The organism is Bartonella sp. P0282, from assembly GCF_048452985.1.
Lineage (GTDB): Bacteria > Pseudomonadota > Alphaproteobacteria > Rhizobiales > Rhizobiaceae > Bartonella > Bartonella choladocola.
In genome coordinates this window covers 162,617-180,211 of record NZ_WTFO01000001.1, presented here as the reverse complement: position 1 = coordinate 180,211, position 17,595 = coordinate 162,617, and the positions used below count along the sequence as shown (strand labels likewise).

The window sequence follows — 17,595 nt, the reverse complement described above, 5'->3', positions numbered from 1 at the left end:
TTGAGGGCCGGTCTTCGGCCCTTTTTTCTGGTTCCATCACCCAGGTTAAAAAAATGAAAAAGACCCGGCATCTTATTTTTGCAGTTTTTGCAATGTGCGTCGCGGTGACGGCGTCCAACGTTTTGGTGCAATATCCGTTTCATTGGTTCGGATTGGAACACCTTCTGACCTATGGCGCATTTACCTATCCGTTCGCTTTTCTTATCAACGACCTTACAAATCGGCGTTACGGCCCCCATGCCGCAAGGCGCATTGTTTATGCCGGTTTTGTTGCCGGGCTTGTAGTTTCGTGGGTTCTGGCCAGTCCGCGATTGGCGATCGCATCCGGTACAGCGTTTTTGTTTGCCCAATTATTGGATATTCTGGTATTCAATCCTTTACGGCGTAAAACATGGTGGATTGCACCGCTTGCGGCTGCGATAACCGGTTCTGCACTTGATACCGTATGGTTTTTCGCTGTCGCTTTTTCCAGCCATTTTTCGTTTATCGACAAACTCACCGGTTATAGCGATAGCTCCATTCCCACCATGACAAATCTTTTGGGGCTTGAAGTGCCGGTTTGGCTTTCATTATCGTGTGGTGATTTCGGTGTGAAATTGTTTATGGGCGTTTTCATGCTTTTGCCCTATGGAGCGATTCTGGCAATATTTATGCCGGATATTTATCATGGCAAAAGTCAGGAAAAGGGCGATCAGGCTGTCTGAGGAACGGTCTATTTATTTCCAATCTCCATATCATTTTATAATTATTCGCTTTTTTACCCCGCTGCATTCAACAAAGCCGGTTTTGTTTTTCAAAGCCGGCTTCTTTAACAACGATTATGCCTGCAATCATGTCGGGCAGGCGTTGGGGTGTTTATTTGCTCTTTCTGACAATCGCTACATTTAAGCAATACATTGCCGCATTTAAGCAATACATTGCCGTGATTGTCAGAAGGAAATTTTTTCATGTTCGCAAAACATTACGGGCGCAAATGACCAAGATGGGACTATATTCAAGCTTCACTCATAAGCGCTCATATTATCCAGATAAAAACCGTATTATTAGAATAAAAAATACAAATAGATTTCAACAATATTGAATATAGAATTATCAGTTATGATAATATAGACATGTATAATACGATTGAAATATAATTTTAAAATCGGATAAAGCGTTTAATAGACTAAATAAATAAACTAAAAAATGAATCAAACCTAATCAAGTTCAAGCAAAAAAGTCATTATATTTTAAACGAATTGATAGAACAGTTCCGGACTGTCTTTCAAAGATCAATTTTCTTATAACCGGCATTTTCATAAATAACGGTTTATTATCCGGTCAGGCGGTTTTTTTATCATCAAACAGGCTTGCCAATTGTTCGGTCATGGCACCGGCAAGTTCTTCTGCATCGACAATTGTAACGGCGCGCTGGTAATAGCGTGTGACATCATGGCCAATGCCGATCGCAATGAGTTCGACCGGAGAGTGTGTTTCGATTTCGTCAATAACGGCGCGAAGGTGTTTTTCCAGATAATTACCGGGATTGACGGAAAGCGTAGAATCGTCAACGGGCGCACCGTCGGAAATCATCATCAGAATGCGCCGATATTCACGCCGGCCAAGTAACCGTTGGTGAGCCCATATCAAGGCTTCGCCATCAATATTTTCTTTAAGCAGTCCCTCGCGCATCATCAAACCGAGATTGCGTTTGGCGCGCCGCCAAGGCGTATCGGCACTTTTGTAAATAATATGGCGGAGATCGTTAAGCCGACCCGGATTGGCGGGTTTTCCGTTGGCAAGCCACTTTTCGCGTGATTGGCCACCTTTCCAGGCTTTTGTCGTAAAGCCCAGAATTTCGACTTTGACACCGCAACGTTCCAATGTTCTTGCCAGAATATCGACACAGGTTGCCGCAACCGTGATCGGACGGCCTCTCATCGAACCGGAATTATCAATGACCAGCGAAACAACCGTATCGCGAAAATCGGTATCACGTTCCTGCTTGAAAGAAAGTGGCTGTGTCGGATCAATAACAACGCGTGGCAACCTTGCCGAATCAAGATAGCCTTCTTCAAGATCGAAATTCCATGATCTGTTCTGTTGTGCCATTAAACGCCGTTGCAAACGGTTGGCCAGTTTGCCAACAGCGCCTTGCAAATTGGTGAGCTGTTTATCAAGAAATGCACGTAATTTTGTAAGCTCGTCCATATCGCAGAGTTCTGAAGCTTCAACTTCCTCGTCAAATTCTCGCGTATAGACTTTGTAATCTCCGAGCTGATCCATATCGGAAAATGGCGGCTGCGGGCGTTTCGTCTGGCCGGGTGTTTGTTCGGTATCTATTTCTTCGGAATCGCTGCCATCATCATCGGCCGAATCAGAAGCTTCCATGTCTCCGTCTTCGGCATTTTCGTCAACGTCATCAGAAGGTTCGCTTTCTGTCTTGTCGGAACCTTCCTGTTCTTTTGACTCACCGTCCTCGTTTTCCTGAGGTTCGTTATTTTCGTCTTCGCTCTCACCCTCGCTATCCGTTTCGTTATCTTCGAGGTTGTCGGCAAGCTGCATAGAGGCCAACATGCTTCTGACAATGCGAGCGAACTTGTCTTGGTCATTGACATTTTTTGCCAAATCATCGAGATCTTTTCCGGCTTTTTCCTCAATCCAGTCGCGCCATAAATCAACAACAGGACCGGCTTCTTCAGGTGGTTTGCGGCCGGTAATTTTTTCACGAACAACAAGTGCAAGCGCTTCTTCAAGCGGTGCTTCTTCCTTTGTGGTGATTGCCTGATAATTTGCTCTTTTATATTTGTCGGCAAGCATGGCACCAAGATTTTCCGCCATGCCTTCCATAGCCAATGTGCCGATTGCTTCAACACGGGCTTGCTCGACAGCATCATAGATTGCACGCGCTTCAGGAACTTGCGGCGCGAGATTGGAATGGATTTCGCTATCATGCCAGGCCTGACGCAGCGCCATGGAATCAGCCAGACCACGGGTAACAGCAAAATCGTTGAAAGTCGGATGGCGCGGTATGTCGGGAAGTCTGGCATGACCGCCCACGATTGACGGGCGATCATCGCCAAATACGACTTCAAGCTCATGATCGCCGGAGACAGCACGCATACAAACAGTGGTTGCCCGTTTGAAGGGTTCACTGTCAATCAGTCCGGAAGGCCGTTCGCGTATATTGTCTCCTGATTTTGCGGTCATAAAGCTGTTTTCCTTATGACAGAACCGAATTTGCGAGTGATTCCGGCAATTCCTTGCCAAAAGCCCGTTGATAGAATTCGGCAACAATCGGGCGTTCCAACTCGTCGCACTTGTTTAAAAATGTAAGGCGGAATGCAAATCCCAGATCTTTGAAAATTTCGGTGTTTTCAGCCCATGTAATAACGGTACGCGGGCTCATGACTGTCGAAAGATCGCCATTGATAAAAGCCTGTCTCGTCATATCCGCGACATGCACCATTTGGGAAACGGTTTCGCGGCCTTCTTCGGTGCGGAAGCTTTTAGCCTTTGCCAGAACAATGTTGACTTCATTGTCATGCGGCAAATAGTTCAAAGTTGTTACAATCGACCAGCGGTCCATTTGCGCCTGATTGATTTGCTGGGTTCCATGGTAAAGGCCGGTTGTATCGCCCAGACCGATCGTGTTCGCGGTGGCAAACAGGCGGAAAGCCGGATGTGGCGAAATAACGCGGCTTTGGTCAAGCAATGTCAGACGACCCGATGATTCAAGCACGCGCTGGATAACGAACATCACGTCAGGACGACCGGCATCATATTCGTCAAAAACCAGTGCAACATTCCGCTGATAGGCCCATGGCAGGATCCCGTCCTGAAATTCGGTTACCTGCATTCCGTCTTTAATCACAATTGCATCTTTACCGACAAGGTCGATACGACTGACATGACTGTCAAGATTGACACGGATACAAGGCCAGTTCAACCGCGCAGCAATTTGCTCGATATGGGTGGATTTTCCGGTACCGTGATAACCGGAAACCATAACACGACGATTGAAGGCAAAACCGGCGAGAATCGCTAAAGTGGTTTCCCGATCAAATAGATAATCCGGATCAAGTTCAGGTACATTGGGATCTGTCTCGCTGAATGCAGGAACTTGCATATCGGTATCAATACCGAAAAGTTCACGTGCCGAAACCGTTATATCCGGCACATTATCAATACCCAGATCATCCTTTGTCATCATGCCTCCATACGGGATAAACCGCTGTCCGAATTAAATATTAACGCACTCTACGTCTATAATCTGTTTTCTTTTGAAGAGCTATAAGCTTCCCTCTCTTATCAGACTAATGGACAAGAATTTCAATGATCTATCGAAAAGAATTGTCTTTTCGTCTTCAAATTAGCGTCAGCAAAAACCCGCATTTTTTAAAAGATTGTATGCCTGCAATACTTCACGCAAACGATCTTCCGAAGATCTGTCACCTCCATTTGCATCAGGATGATGAAGTTTTACGAGCGCTTTATACTTGGCCTTGATGTCACGGCTCGTCGCATTGGCTTCAAGCCCCAATGTCATGAAAGCGCGTGCTTCAAGAGTTTTCAGTTTTCGAGGTGCAGAAGCTGCCCGACTCTGCTGGCTAAACATATGGAGCGGGTCATTGACCCGGTTCTGATAGGCAGCAGACCCCGAACGGATGCGGGAAAAATCGGCCGCAGGCTTGGCGGCCGCAGCATTCACACCGGATTTCCATGTCGGGCGGTGGCCGGTCAGGGCATCTTTCTGGAATTTCGCAATCTCATCGTCCTTCAAACCGGTGAAGTAATTGAAATTCTTGTTATATTCGCGCACATGTTCAAGACAGAAATGAAGATATTGTCCCTCGTGATCGCGCCCTGCCGGTGCGCGATGTGTGCCGGGTTTGGTGCATCCTTCCCACTGACATTGTGGAACCTCAGGTTCCACTTTCTTTTTTTTGTTGGAACTGATGCGGATAGAGTCAAATAATTTCGATGTGGTCGTCATGTTTCCGACTTAATGTAAAACATACATGTTTGACAAGAATTGACTTTCGGGATTTTTGTTCCCACATGTTTATAACCGGTTTCGCAAAATTGCAGAATCGGCTCAAACTTACTGCTCACATATGGGATTAAAAAAAGAAAATGTCCAGCACAGTCGCGGAAACAATCGAGAAAAAGCTACAAGCTGCGTTTTCTCCGTCCGCTATTGAAATTATTAATGAAAGTCACCTTCACGCCGGTCATCAGCATGATGATGGCCGCAGCTTTGATGGCACTGGTGAAACGCATTTTCGTGTCAAAATTACCGCTAAAGCTTTCAAAGGCATGAAACGTGTCGACATCCACCGTGCAATAAACCACGTTCTCAAGCATGAACTCGAAAGTGGCATTCATGCTTTGGCAATCGAGGCCAAGGCCGAATAAAAGAAAAAATGAACATTCGTTTTTATTGCAAAAATTATAAAACCCGAAAACCGTCCGGTTCAAAAGGACAGGGCGGGTTTTCAGGTCTCTGAACAATATTCCGCCCCTAAGACAAAATCAGTTTCCGTTTACAAGCGGTAATCCGGCGAGCATATTTTTAAGATGAAGTGCATCCCACGGCAGGTGTTCGGCAATTCCGATACCGACAATTGTGGTCGCTTCATTAACATCATTTACAAGCTTGATAACGTCATCCATTGTCAGACGACCTTCGGCAATGCCGGCATATTTATCGGCACTTACCCCCGGTTCGGCCATCAATAATGCATGGAAAAGATGAAAATCGAGGACATCAAGGTCGAGATGAATAGCGAGATAGTCGATATTCTGTTTTTTTATCCAATCCAAAACAGGTTGATCGGACGTTTTTAACTGTTCCGGCGAAACGGTGGAAATCTGGTGATTTTGTAAAAACTGTTTTTCATAGTCTGTCGGGTGGTGGATGCCGGCAATCATCACCCTTTCTGCTGGCACCGGTGTTTTGACATCTTTGACGAGGTCGGGGTCGCCATTTCCCATAAGTGCTCCGAGCACATGCGCATGAGAATTGGCAAATTGTTCCGGTGTCATAACGTCGGGGTGGGCATCTATCCACAATATGCCGAAAGATTTTCCGTAAACTGTGCCGAGATAGGAAAAAGGCGCCAGATCAACCAGACAATCACCACCGAACATGACAATTTTATCCGGTTTTTCACTGTTGATAATCGCATAGGCGCTTTGAAGCTGTTTGACGACTTCTTTTCTTCCCATGATGCCGTTTTCATTTTTGAGGGGCATGTCCGGTTTTGTAACGGGAACGGTAAAGGACGGAACATTTGTATGGGGAGCCAGAAATTCCAATAATTCCGCACCAAGGTGATAAAGCGGATTATTGCCGCCTTGCCATTGCGGCATAACAAGCCGGATTGTTTTCGGTTTTGTCATATCGGTCTCCCATTTTGTCGTAACAGATGTTAATATAGTTCTTATTTTGTAATATAAATCACGGGCGAATTGTCTTTTTTAATTACACAGAATTTTGGAAGACAATGCTTGATGTCAATAAAAAGCATAATTCCATATTATTTGACGTAGCCGGTATTTTATAACTTGATATTTACTTTATCTTGGGTGTGCTTTTTTATAAACTTCCATCAAGCGGTCAGTATCGACACCGGTGTAGATTTGCGTTGTTGACAGGCTGGCATGACCAAGCAGTTCCTGAATGGTACGAAGATCTCCACCACGTGATAAAAGATGCGTGGCAAAAGAATGCCTGAGCGCATGTGGTGTGACACTATCGGGAAGGCCGAGACTTGAGCGCAATTGTTGCACAGCCTGTTCGACAATTGCCCTGTGTAATTTTCCACCACGCACACCACGAAATAAAGGTTGTTCGGGTGGTAGAATGAAGGGGCAGCAGGAAAGATAATCATTGACCGCATCATGAACTGCGGGAATAACCGGAACAAGGCGGGTTTTTCCGCCTTTTCCTGTCACATAAATGCTGGTTGTGGCTTTGTCGGCAAAATCTGCCGGTGTCAATGCCAAAGCTTCCGATATTCTCAGGCCGCATCCGTAAAGCAGAGTGAGAATGGCGGCGTTTCTGGATGCAACCCAGGGTTCTTCGTCAAGCTGGGTGTTTTTATCGACAATATGAAGCGCGTCGGCAATATTGAGAGGTTTTGGCAATGATTTCGGTTGTTTGGGAGTGCGCACAACACGTGCCGCGGGAATGTTGGCAAGCCCCGCGCGCGTCAAATATCGGAAAAATGAACGGATTCCTGCCAGTCCGCGACCGAGTGAACGGGAACTGACCCCCTCATTACGCCGATAGGCGAGAAATGACCTTATATCTGCAACACGCAAGTCCGAAAGATCGGAAATGTCGGGAATATGTCCCAGATGCTGACAAAGAAAGCTTAGAAATTGACGACTGTCTCTTTCATAGGCTTCGACGGTGAGTTTGGCGACCCTGCGAGTTTTTTCCAACTGTGCAAGCCAATCTTTGCGTGCATCGAGAAGTGCAGGTGAAGCTTCCAATAAAGGAATATTGCGGGCGGTTATCTCTGTCATGACAAATATTTACCATGACAGAGTTTAACATAGAGTTTCCTGATAATCGCTTGGCCTTAATCGGCTTTTTTCGAGGTGGAATTGTCTTTTTTATCCGACTCGTCAGCTTTCGGTGCATTCAATGCATTTTTCATATGGGCAAGATGTAGCCCCATAAGACTGGGCAGATTGTTCATCGACATCAATTGCGCAAAAATCCAGCCGAGAAAACCTTGTTTATGAAGTTTGGCAAGCTGATCGCCGGTTAACTTGTTGAATTTTTCAGTGTCGATGATCCAGAAATTTTCCAGTCTCGCGGTTTGTCCGGTTTGCGCACGTATGTCGATAGACTGTTTTTTAAACAGACCCATTTTGGCTACGGTTTCCAAAAATTTGCTTGTCCGTTCCATGCTGTTTTTGAAAGCGTTCAGGAAATTGATCCGGTCTTCCATAAAAGGCGAAACACTGCCGTCACTGTTAAAGAGATCAATCCCCTCTATTTCGTTGAACATGCCCGATTCGGAGTCAAAACAGACTGTCAATTCTTTCTGGTCGGGTGCTCCTGCCAATACGAATGGATAACGGCGGATGAATGCCGGAATGTAGGTATCCGCACGCCACTTTTTTTCCTGATCGAGATAATCATTTTCTTCGTTTGCCAAACCGAGCATGGCAACCGCGGTATAGGTGATTTTTTTATCCTTATCTTCGGCGCCCATAAACAATATCGGATAGTTCAATGCGGCCTGATAGAATTCTTCGCCGGCCAGAGGAACCCAGTGGGTATTGGCTGCGAAATCGAGGTTCTTCGGTGCATGGAATTTGAGCTTTTTGTGTATTTCGCGTGAAATGGGGACGATGTTTTTATAAAAAAGCATAACTGTTGGCATAGGTATCCTCCTAAAAGATTTTTTAAATGGCTACGTTTTGCAATATATTGACCCCAAAGCCGCCATTTTTGCTTTTCCAGTCTGATTCGACGCTACATCTAATAGCGTATAGAATGTGGCAATTGAACCTCGTTGGCGTGATTATCTTGAATTTTGGGCAAGTATAATTAAAAGTTTCGAACAATTTTTGAAAAATCAGCATGATAAAAATAAACCGGACGGGATCATTGAATCATCCTGACAAATTGCGTATCCGGAGAACTGTAAAATAGGCAAAACCGGAACATATGGGAAAAGTCGGAACATATTGGAAAAGTCGGAACATATGGAAAAAAATGGAAATAATTTGGTTCAACTTGCTACCATTGCGGCCGCTCATGGTATCAAGGGGGACGTGAAACTTATCACATTTACCGCCGACCCCTTGGGAATTTTGTCTTATGACAGGCTATTCGACGAAAATGGCAGAGCCTTCAAAATTGAAAATTCAAGAAAAGCCGGTCACGCCATTATTGTGCATTTTTCCGGTGTTGATGATCGCAATAGTGCCGAAGCACTCAATGGAGCAGCTCTTTATATCGAACGGCAACAATTACCGGATAATCTGGAAGAAGACGAGTTTTATCAGACCGATCTTATCGGATTGGATGTCAGGGACGGGAATGGCCGAATAATCGGCAAGGTTAATGCTTTTTTCGATTTTGGCGGTGGTGATATTCTTGAATTGAAGGTTGAGGGCGAGGGGCTGAAATTCATTCCGTTCTCGAAAGCGGCAGTCCCCGAAATCAATATCGAAAAGGGGTTCATCGGCATTGATCGGGTTGCAGCAGGACTTGTTGCAGACGAAAAAGATGTTGAAGGTGGAGAAAGCTAATGGGCTTCAAGGCTTCTGTCCTTACTCTTTATCCGGAAATGTTTCCGGGCTTCCTCGGCTATTCTATGGCCGGACGGGCATTGGAAAATGGAATATGGTCACTTGAAGCCATTCAAATCAGGGATTTTGCCAATGATCGCCACCACAGTGTCGACGACACACCGGCAGGCGGTGGTGCAGGAATGGTCATGAAACCTGATGTGCTCGCCAGAGCTATAGATAGTGTCGATAATCAATATCCGCGATTGTTGATGAGCCCGCGCGGGCGCCCGTTTAACCAGAAAATGGCGCATGACTTGAAAGATCGTGGCGGGGTCACACTTGTCTGCGGACGTTTTGAAGGTATCGACGAACGAGTAATTGAAGCAAGAAATCTTATCGAGGTTTCGATCGGGGATTATATACTCTCCGGTGGTGAAGGAGCGGCACTTGTTGTGCTTGATTCGATTGTGCGGCTTTTACCCGGTGTGATGGGAAACAGCCAGTCGGGCGAACAGGAAAGTTTCGAGGCCGGACTTCTTGAATATCCGCAATATACAAGGCCGCAAATATTCGAGGGAAGAGCAATTCCCGACATTTTGACATCGGGAAATCATCAGGCAATAGAAAAGTGGCGTAAAGACCGGTCGGAAGAAATAACACGCTCGAGACGGCCTGATCTTTACGCGATTTACGAGAAAAATAACAGGAAAGCTTGATTCAGTTTTCATGATAGTGTAATGGGCAAACCACGTTTTCAGATGGTACGTCATCTGCATCCGGAAATTAATGGATGGTGAACCCGCTCCTGCCGCAAGGCATAGCCGGAGGAACAAGGTTTCTAGGGCAAGAGTCGAGCGCTCTGACTGTTCGAGAAGAACATGAAGGATTGATGAGATGAATATTATACAACAGCTCGACGCCGAGCAGCGCGCAAAAATTGAAGAAAAGCGCAAACTTCCGGCTTTTCAGGCCGGTGACACATTACGTGTTCTGGTTCGTGTGACTGAAGGTACACGTACACGTGTGCAAGCTTATGAAGGTGTTTGCATTGCCCGTTCGGGTGGTGGTCTTAACGAGACATTTACTGTTCGCAAGATTTCCTATGGCGAGGGTGTAGAGCGCGTATTTCCGGTTTATTCTCCGCTTGTCGAGGGTGTCGAGGTTGTTCGTCGCGGTAATGTTCGTCGTGCCAAGCTCTATTATTTGCGTGGCCTTACCGGTAAAGCTGCCCGCATTTCTGAAAAAAGAGATTACCGCAAGAAATCGCTTGATGTTCCAAGCACAGGTGTGGCCGAAACTGTTACCGTTGAAACAGTTGCTGCACCGCTACCGGAATCCGGAGAGAAGTCCGAATAAAGCCGTTTCGGTTGATGCGAGATTAAAGCGGCTTTCAAGCCGCTTTTTTATTATTCCGGATTCAAATTTATTATATCAAATCCGATTTATCGGCTTTGTGGCTTTGTAAATTTCACGGTTTATTCTTATCTATTGTCAAGTGAATTGACTTTTAGAATGATCGTAGAATAATGAGCCGTTTAAAAGTTGAAAACACTTAAATCATAATATCCAAGGACAAAAAAATGAGTGCCCCGCGTACGCTTTATGACAAGATTTTTGAAGATCATATTGTAGACCGTCAGGAAGACGGAACCTGCCTACTCTATATTGATCGTCATCTTGTTCATGAAGTGACGAGCCCCCAGGCTTTTGAAGGCTTGCGCATAGCGCACCGTCCTGTGCGCCACCCTGAAAAAACATTGGCTGTTGTCGATCATAATATTCCGACTTCACCGGATCGGGCGAAAGGGATCAAGAACGAACAAAGCCGGACACAGGTCGAGGCTCTGGCAAAAAATACCTCCGAATTTGGCATAGAATATTTCGACCAGAATGATAAACGGCAGGGCATTGTTCATATTATCGGTCCGGAACAGGGCTTTACACTGCCCGGAATGACGATAGTCTGCGGCGATAGCCACACCTCGACACATGGTGCTTTCGGTGCGCTTGCCCATGGCATCGGCACGTCTGAAGTGGAGCATGTTCTTGCCACCCAGACATTGATCCAGAAAAAATCGAAAAATATGCTGGTTCAGGTCAATGGCAGTTTACCAAAAGGTGTAACGGCAAAAGATCTTGTGCTGGCCATTATCGGAAAGATCGGCACAGCCGGTGGAACCGGTCATGTGATCGAATTTGCCGGCGAGGCTATTCGCGGGCTTTCCATGGAAGGTCGCATGACTGTCTGTAACATGTCGATCGAAGCAGGTGCACGTGCCGGTTTGATTGCACCGGACGAGACCACTTTCGATTATATCAGAAGCCGCCCGCGTGCGCCGAAAGGTGAAATGCTGGAAAAGGCGATCGCTTACTGGAAGACGTTGAAATCGGATGAAGGAGCCCATTACGATACTGTCGTCACACTTGAAGCAAACGAGCTTGTGCCGTCGGTTACATGGGGGTCATCGCCGGAAGATGTCGTGCCGGTTACCGGTGTTGTACCGGATCCGGAAGAAATTGACGATGAAACCAAACGCGCATCGAAAATGCGGGCGCTCGAATATATGGGGCTGAAGGCCGGAACCAGAATTACCGATATTAAAATTGATCGGGTCTTTATCGGTTCTTGCACCAATGGACGCATTGAAGATATGAGAGCAGCGGCCGCAATGGTTAAAGGGAAAAAGGTTTCACCCACCGTTTCGGCAATGGTTGTACCGGGATCGGGGCTTGTCAAAGAACAGGCGGAAAAAGAAGGCCTTGATAAAATTTTCAAGGAAGCCGGTTTTGACTGGCGGGAGCCGGGATGCTCCATGTGTCTTGCCATGAATGATGACAGGCTGGAGCCGGGCGAACGCTGTGCCTCGACATCCAATCGCAATTTTGAAAGTCGCCAAGGCTATAAAGGACGCACGCATCTGGTTTCTCCGGCCATGGCTGCGGCGGCTGCAATTGCCGGTCACTTTGTCGATATAAGGGACTGGAAATAATCTTGCGTCAAAATCGAGTTCATTAAACAAGAACTCTTTACGTTTTGGTCCGGTCACTTTAAACATAGTTCAAGTTAAAAACCCAACAAAGGGAGTTCGGGTGTTATGACAGATAATAAAGAAGACCGGCATGATGTTGCAATCAGCCTCTTACATTTGAAGGATGCACGTTTACTTGCTCCTCTTCTTGCAAGTTATACCCAGGCGTTGAAACGTGGTGCGCCACGTCGTCCCGATGAATATTATGCCGAACAATTGTTGCAGGATCGTACGGCAGAAGTATTGGGCGCACATGTCGATGGCGAGCTTGTCGGCTTTGTTATCTTCTATGACCATCCGGAACCTGTTTCCGGTTTGCGGGCAGGACAGGTCGATCATATCCATGTTCACCATGCCTATCAGGGTAAAGGTATTGCCAAAGCTATGATTGATCTGCTTTGTGATAAAGCCGAAGAGCGTGGCTGGACCAAATTGATTTTGAATGCACCGCGTATTCCGGAAGACGGGCGCAAGCTTTATGAGCAGATTGCTGCCAAAGGCGACTGGACAGGTTATATCATCCGCTTCGATTGAGATGCAAAAATCAAGCAGGACGCGATAAAAGCGTTTGTTGAAAAAACAGATTTATAAAGGCCGTTTTGCAAAAAATGCAAAACGACCTTTTGTCAAATGCAGATTGTCAAGCATAGAAAATTTTTGCAAAAGCCGGTCAGGAAAGCGACCGGTTAAGAATCAGTCCGAGAATCAATCCGTGTCCGTGACGCCGGAATAAAAGCTCTCATAAAGCGGAAACATGATTGTTTTTATCATGTTTTTTAACCGATTAAAACCGTTTTTAAGATAAAAACTTTACTCAATCCCAATGATTTGATGACAAGAATATGCTTTACTGCTTTGACGCGGAATAAAATCCGCATTAGAACAGAATACGTTCTATAGTTTAGCTAGTGAACATTCGGTTGTTTTTGGGTGTGACCTTTAATCCGCCAACTGAAATGGCCGGCCTGTAGTATTGGAGGAAAATTATCGTTCCAATGCATTGAGAGTTATTTCCAACCTGTTTGCAGTGCAAAAATGCAGAACAGACGGGAGGAATGGCGGGAATGGTTATCCATATCCGCAGTCAAATCCAGGTCAGGGAAGCCTATGACAGATACGACAACGACAAAAACACGTCCTCTTTCACCTCATGTCAGCATTTATCGCTGGCCCATTACGATGGCAATGTCTATTGCCCACCGTATCACAGGAGGTGCTCTTTATGTTGGCACCTTGTTTCTTGCAGCTTGGCTGATGGCGGCTGCCTCCGGTGAAGGAGCATTCGAGACAGTAAACGGCTTGTTTAATTCATTTATCGGCCGCTGCATTCTGTTTCTTTATACATTGGCTCTAGTTCATCACCTTGTTGGCGGTGTGCGGCACTTTTTCTGGGATACAAGAACCTATCTCCTTGAAAAACATTGCGCGACCAAAACGGCTTGGGCCACGGTCTTTATTTCCATTATCGCGACGCTTCTTATCTGGATCGTCGGTTATTGCGTCCGTTAATGGCAGGGAGATATTTATGAAAAAAGATTTCAGAACAGAGCTTGGAAAAGTTCGGGGCTGGGGAGCTGCGCATACAGGAACAAGCCATTTTTGGGCCCAGCGTATGACAGCGCTCGCCAATGTCCCGTTATTCATCTTTTTTATCGTGCTTGTTGTCTCTCTTGTCGGCAAGGATTATGCAACGGTTCATGCAACTTTGGCAAATCCGGTTGTGGCCGTCGTGATGGCATTGATGATTCTCTCGGGCATCTATCATATGAAACTGGGTATGCAGGTCATATTGGAAGATTATCTTCCGAATGAAGCAACACGCATCCTGATGTTGTCACTCAATACGTTCTTTTGTTACGCTATTGGTGCCGGTCTGCTTCTCGCCCTTCTAAAAATTTCATTGGGAGGTTGATCTCTATGGTCACCACTTCTTCAACTCAGTCCACTTCACAAAGTGGAAAAGCCTATCATTATGTCGATCACAAATTCGATGTTGTTATTGTCGGTGCAGGTGGTTCGGGATTGCGGGCAACATTGGGAATGGCCGAACATGGCTTGAAAACAGCTTGTATCACCAAAGTCTTCCCGACCCGTTCACATACTGTTGCCGCGCAAGGCGGTATTGCAGCATCCCTATCCAATATGGGGCCTGATAATTGGCAGTGGCATATGTATGACACAATCAAAGGGTCTGATTGGCTCGGTGATATGGATGCCATGGAATATCTGGTACGCAATGCGCCTGCTGCTGTTTACGAACTTGAACATTATGGCGTGCCGTTTTCGCGTACCGAAGATGGTAAAATCTATCAGCGCCCGTTTGGTGGACATACCACCGATTTCGGAGCCGGTCCGCCCGTTCAGCGTACATGTGCAGCCGCCGACCGTACAGGACACGCGATTCTGCATACACTTTATGGTCAAAGTCTGAAGCATAATGCGCAATTTTTTGTTGAATATTATGCACTCGACCTCATCATGACAGATGGTGTTTGCACAGGTGTTGTGGCCTGGAATCTTGACGATGGAACCATTCACCGTTTTTCGGCAAAAATGGTTGTTCTGGCAACCGGTGGCTATGGCCGTGCTTATTTTTCGGCAACCTCTGCCCACACTTGTACAGGTGATGGCGGCGGCATGATTGCCCGTGCCGGTTTACCGTTACAGGATATGGAATTTGTCCAATTCCACCCGACCGGTATCTATGGCTCGGGGTGTCTGATTACTGAAGGTGCGCGTGGTGAAGGTGGTTACCTCATCAACTCGGAAGGCGAGCGTTTCATGGAACGCTATGCTCCTTCGTTCAAAGATCTTGCTTCGCGTGACGTTGTTTCGCGTTGTATGACGATTGAAATCAGGGAAGGACGTGGCGTCGGACCGAAAAAGGATCACATCTATCTGGTTTTGAGCCATATTGATCCGGCAATCTTGCACGAACGGCTTCCGGGAATTTCCGAATCCGCCCGTATTTTTGCCGGCGTTGATGTCACCAAAGACCCGATACCGGTTATTCCGACGGTTCACTATAATATGGGTGGTATACCAACCAATTATTTCGGTGAAGTATTAAACCCGACGGAAGATGAACCCGATCGTGTCCAGCCGGGCTTGATGGCTGTTGGTGAAGCGGGATGTGCATCCGTTCACGGTGCTAACCGCCTCGGTTCCAACTCGTTGATTGATCTTGTGGTATTCGGTCGTGCAGCAGCTATCCGCGCGAGCGAGGTTATCGACCGCAAGTCGGAAATTCCGCCAATCAATGAACAGGCTGTCGAAAAGATTATGGATCGTTTCGACCGTATCCGTTACGCCAATGGAGCCAAGCCGACGGCCGAGCTGCGTGAAAAGATGCAGCGTGCCATGCAGGAAGATGCGGCGGTTTTCCGTACCGAAGAATCGCTTCGTCAGGGATGCAAACGCATTTCGGAAATCTGGAATGAATTACCGGACGTAAAGGTAACTGATCGTTCGCTCATTTGGAATTCCGATCTGATGGAAACATTGGAGCTGGAAAACCTCATGGCCAACGCAATATCGACGGTTTATTCGGCAGAAGCCCGCCATGAAAGCCGTGGTGCCCATGCACGTGAGGACTACCCGGAGCGTGATGACAAGAACTGGCGCAAGCACACGCTTTCGCGCTTGTCACAAGACGGGAAAGTTACGCTTTCCTATCGTGGTGTCCACCTCGACCCGTTAACCAAAGAGGAAGACGGTGGCATTTCGCTCAAGAAAATTGCGCCCAAGAAGCGCGTTTACTAAGGGGAGATATTGATAATGGTTCATATGGCGCTTCCCAAGAATTCGCAAATCAAGCCGGGTAAGGTCTGGCCGAAGCCGGCTGACACCTCGAAATTGACCGAATTCCACATTTACCGCTGGTCGCCGGATGACGACCAGAATCCGCGTCTCGATACTTATTATGTCGATCGCAATTCTTGCGGACCAATGATTCTTGATGGGCTTCTATACATCAAGAACCATGTTGACCCGACTTTGACATTGCGTCGTTCATGTCGTGAAGGTATTTGCGGCTCGTGTGCGATGAATATTGACGGCTCCAATACTCTTGCCTGTATTACAGGTATGGACGAGGTCAAACATCCGATCAAGATTTATCCATTACCATCCATGCCGGTGGTAAAAGATCTGGTGCCGGATCTCAACCGCTTCTACGCTCAACACCGGTCGATCGAACCGTGGTTGCATACGGTTTCGCCGGAGCCGGAAAAAGAATGGTTGCAGAGCCATGAAGACCGCCAGAAACTGGACGGACTTTATGAATGTATCCTTTGTGCATGTTGTCAGACATCTTGCCCGAGCTATTGGTGGAATGGCGACCGTTATCTGGGACCGGCCGTTTTATTGCAGGCCTATCGCTGGATTGCCGATTCGCGCGACGAAGCCAAGGGTGAACGGCTTGATAATCTGGAAGATCCATTCCGGCTCTATCGTTGCCACACCATCATGAATTGTGCGCAAACATGCCCGAAGGGGTTGAACCCTGCAAAGGCTATTGCCGAAATCAAGAAATTGATGATTGAACGGCGCGTCTAGCCAAAACATTTTTGCGAATTTGTTTATTTTGAAAGCCGTGTGGGATAGCCACACGGCTTTTTTGTTTCAATTCTACCGGCACTGACAGCTTTTTGCGCTTTAACGAAAATAGTTCGATCTTTCGTTGTGTGAATAAGGATGAATTTCCCATGGGTAAGCCGTGCCAATATCGCTATTCGCGGTTGAAATCATGCCAATCACCACATTTCCAATCACGTTCAGTCGGGTGTGCGGATGGAAATCCGAAAAAGCAACTTGCGGTTCATGGTTAGATTGCTTGCCGTGAGACGGTACTAATTGTTTTCTCCGAGCCAATTTTCACAATCGTCAAATGGATCGGGCTTATATTCTTTTGCTCCGTTCTCTTCCGATTATAAATGTTCAATTATTTCCAGGTTCGAGATAATGGCATGACAGATGTTTTTGCCATTCCGTTGCCTTGATAGAAGAAGGGCTTGGCGTGCGAAACCGTCTCGTCAGGCTTATCCCGATTATTTCCTTTCCCGACTATCCCGATTATCAACGGTAATCAGGTTTTAATGTTATTCACCGTCAGCGCCGCTAGGTTCAGTGGCTCTTTTATCAGGTAGTCATAGATCGTTTTAAGGGTAAGCAGCAATTTGGGCAGGATTTTATACCCGTAAGTCTATTCTGTTTGATTGCCAAGAGTAATGATGACAAGGAACGACGAACGATCAATGATCTCGAATATCAGAATCGTTTTTTTTAAAGGGAATGAAGAACATATAGAAAACCGAATCGCTTCCGC

At 46.5% G+C, this 17,595-nt stretch carries 17 protein-coding genes; 11 read left to right on the top strand and 6 right to left on the bottom strand.

Features of this window, described 5'->3' with window-relative positions:
• Positions 1-53: 53 nt before the first annotated feature.
• The gene (locus GQS64_RS00855) at positions 54-704 is read left to right on the top strand and encodes a queuosine precursor transporter (protein ID WP_198230341.1); all 651 of its coding nucleotides are present in this window, start codon (positions 54-56) and stop codon (positions 702-704) included.
• Between the two features lie 616 nt (positions 705-1,320).
• Here GQS64_RS00855 and cobT read toward each other — a convergent pair.
• From cobT to GQS64_RS00840, 3 genes are all read right to left on the bottom strand, one after another.
• Positions 1,321-3,189 carry a cobaltochelatase subunit CobT gene (gene cobT / locus GQS64_RS00850; RefSeq protein WP_198230340.1) on the bottom strand — a complete coding sequence of 623 codons (1,869 nt, stop codon included), beginning with the start codon at positions 3,187-3,189 and terminating at the stop codon, positions 1,321-1,323.
• Positions 3,190-3,202: 13 nt separating this feature from the next.
• The gene (gene cobS, locus GQS64_RS00845) at positions 3,203-4,189 is read right to left on the bottom strand and encodes a cobaltochelatase subunit CobS (RefSeq protein WP_077994163.1); all 987 of its coding nucleotides are present in this window, start codon (positions 4,187-4,189) and stop codon (positions 3,203-3,205) included.
• Positions 4,190-4,357: 168 nt separating this feature from the next.
• Positions 4,358-4,975 carry a J domain-containing protein gene (locus tag GQS64_RS00840; RefSeq protein WP_198230339.1) on the bottom strand — a complete coding sequence of 206 codons (618 nt, stop codon included), beginning with the start codon at positions 4,973-4,975 and terminating at the stop codon, positions 4,358-4,360.
• A gap of 140 nt (positions 4,976-5,115) precedes the next feature.
• Between GQS64_RS00840 and GQS64_RS00835 the strand changes: the two genes are divergently transcribed.
• The gene (locus GQS64_RS00835) at positions 5,116-5,397 is read left to right on the top strand and encodes a BolA family protein (RefSeq protein ID WP_077994714.1); all 282 of its coding nucleotides are present in this window, start codon (positions 5,116-5,118) and stop codon (positions 5,395-5,397) included.
• Positions 5,398-5,514: 117 nt separating this feature from the next.
• Here the strand turns inward: GQS64_RS00835 and GQS64_RS00830 are convergent, their stop codons facing one another.
• The 3 genes from GQS64_RS00830 to GQS64_RS00820 form a co-directional block, all read right to left on the bottom strand.
• Positions 5,515-6,384, bottom strand: a complete 870-nt coding sequence (locus GQS64_RS00830; protein WP_198230338.1) for an arginase family protein — start codon at positions 6,382-6,384, stop codon at positions 5,515-5,517.
• A gap of 177 nt (positions 6,385-6,561) precedes the next feature.
• A complete protein-coding gene (locus GQS64_RS00825) occupies positions 6,562-7,515 on the bottom strand; it encodes a tyrosine recombinase XerC (protein WP_198230337.1) in 954 nt (317 codons plus the stop codon).
• Positions 7,516-7,571: 56 nt separating this feature from the next.
• Positions 7,572-8,384: a SapC family protein gene (locus GQS64_RS00820; protein ID WP_077994155.1), complete on the bottom strand. Its 813-nt coding sequence runs from the start codon at positions 8,382-8,384 to the stop codon at positions 7,572-7,574.
• 325 nt (positions 8,385-8,709) lie between these two features.
• Between GQS64_RS00820 and rimM the strand changes: the two genes are divergently transcribed.
• From rimM to GQS64_RS00775, 9 genes are all read left to right on the top strand, one after another.
• Positions 8,710-9,258 carry a ribosome maturation factor RimM gene (rimM, locus tag GQS64_RS00815; protein ID WP_198230336.1) on the top strand — a complete coding sequence of 183 codons (549 nt, stop codon included), beginning with the start codon at positions 8,710-8,712 and terminating at the stop codon, positions 9,256-9,258.
• On the top strand, positions 9,258-9,956 hold the full coding sequence (gene trmD, locus GQS64_RS00810) for a tRNA (guanosine(37)-N1)-methyltransferase TrmD (RefSeq protein ID WP_198230335.1): 699 nt from the start codon (positions 9,258-9,260) through the stop codon (positions 9,954-9,956). Before rimM ends, trmD begins: the two co-directional genes overlap by 1 nt.
• Before the next feature lie 178 nt (positions 9,957-10,134).
• Positions 10,135-10,596 carry a 50S ribosomal protein L19 gene (gene rplS / locus GQS64_RS00805; protein WP_077994150.1) on the top strand — a complete coding sequence of 154 codons (462 nt, stop codon included), beginning with the start codon at positions 10,135-10,137 and terminating at the stop codon, positions 10,594-10,596.
• A gap of 224 nt (positions 10,597-10,820) precedes the next feature.
• The gene (leuC, locus tag GQS64_RS00800; RefSeq protein ID WP_077994148.1) at positions 10,821-12,230 is read left to right on the top strand and encodes a 3-isopropylmalate dehydratase large subunit; all 1,410 of its coding nucleotides are present in this window, start codon (positions 10,821-10,823) and stop codon (positions 12,228-12,230) included.
• A gap of 105 nt (positions 12,231-12,335) precedes the next feature.
• Positions 12,336-12,803, top strand: coding sequence for a GNAT family N-acetyltransferase (locus tag GQS64_RS00795; RefSeq protein ID WP_077994147.1), 468 nt, complete (start codon positions 12,336-12,338; stop codon positions 12,801-12,803).
• 573 nt (positions 12,804-13,376) lie between these two features.
• A complete protein-coding gene (sdhC, locus tag GQS64_RS00790; RefSeq protein ID WP_077994145.1) occupies positions 13,377-13,778 on the top strand; it encodes a succinate dehydrogenase, cytochrome b556 subunit in 402 nt (133 codons plus the stop codon).
• A gap of 16 nt (positions 13,779-13,794) precedes the next feature.
• On the top strand, positions 13,795-14,181 hold the full coding sequence (sdhD, locus tag GQS64_RS00785; RefSeq protein WP_077994144.1) for a succinate dehydrogenase, hydrophobic membrane anchor protein: 387 nt from the start codon (positions 13,795-13,797) through the stop codon (positions 14,179-14,181).
• 5 nt (positions 14,182-14,186) lie between these two features.
• A complete protein-coding gene (gene sdhA, locus GQS64_RS00780) occupies positions 14,187-16,031 on the top strand; it encodes a succinate dehydrogenase flavoprotein subunit (protein WP_077994142.1) in 1,845 nt (614 codons plus the stop codon).
• A 15-nt stretch (positions 16,032-16,046) separates the two neighbouring features.
• Entirely contained in the window at positions 16,047-16,826 is a 780-nt protein-coding gene (locus GQS64_RS00775; protein ID WP_077994140.1) for a succinate dehydrogenase iron-sulfur subunit, read from the top strand.
• Positions 16,827-17,595: the final 769 nt, after the last annotated feature.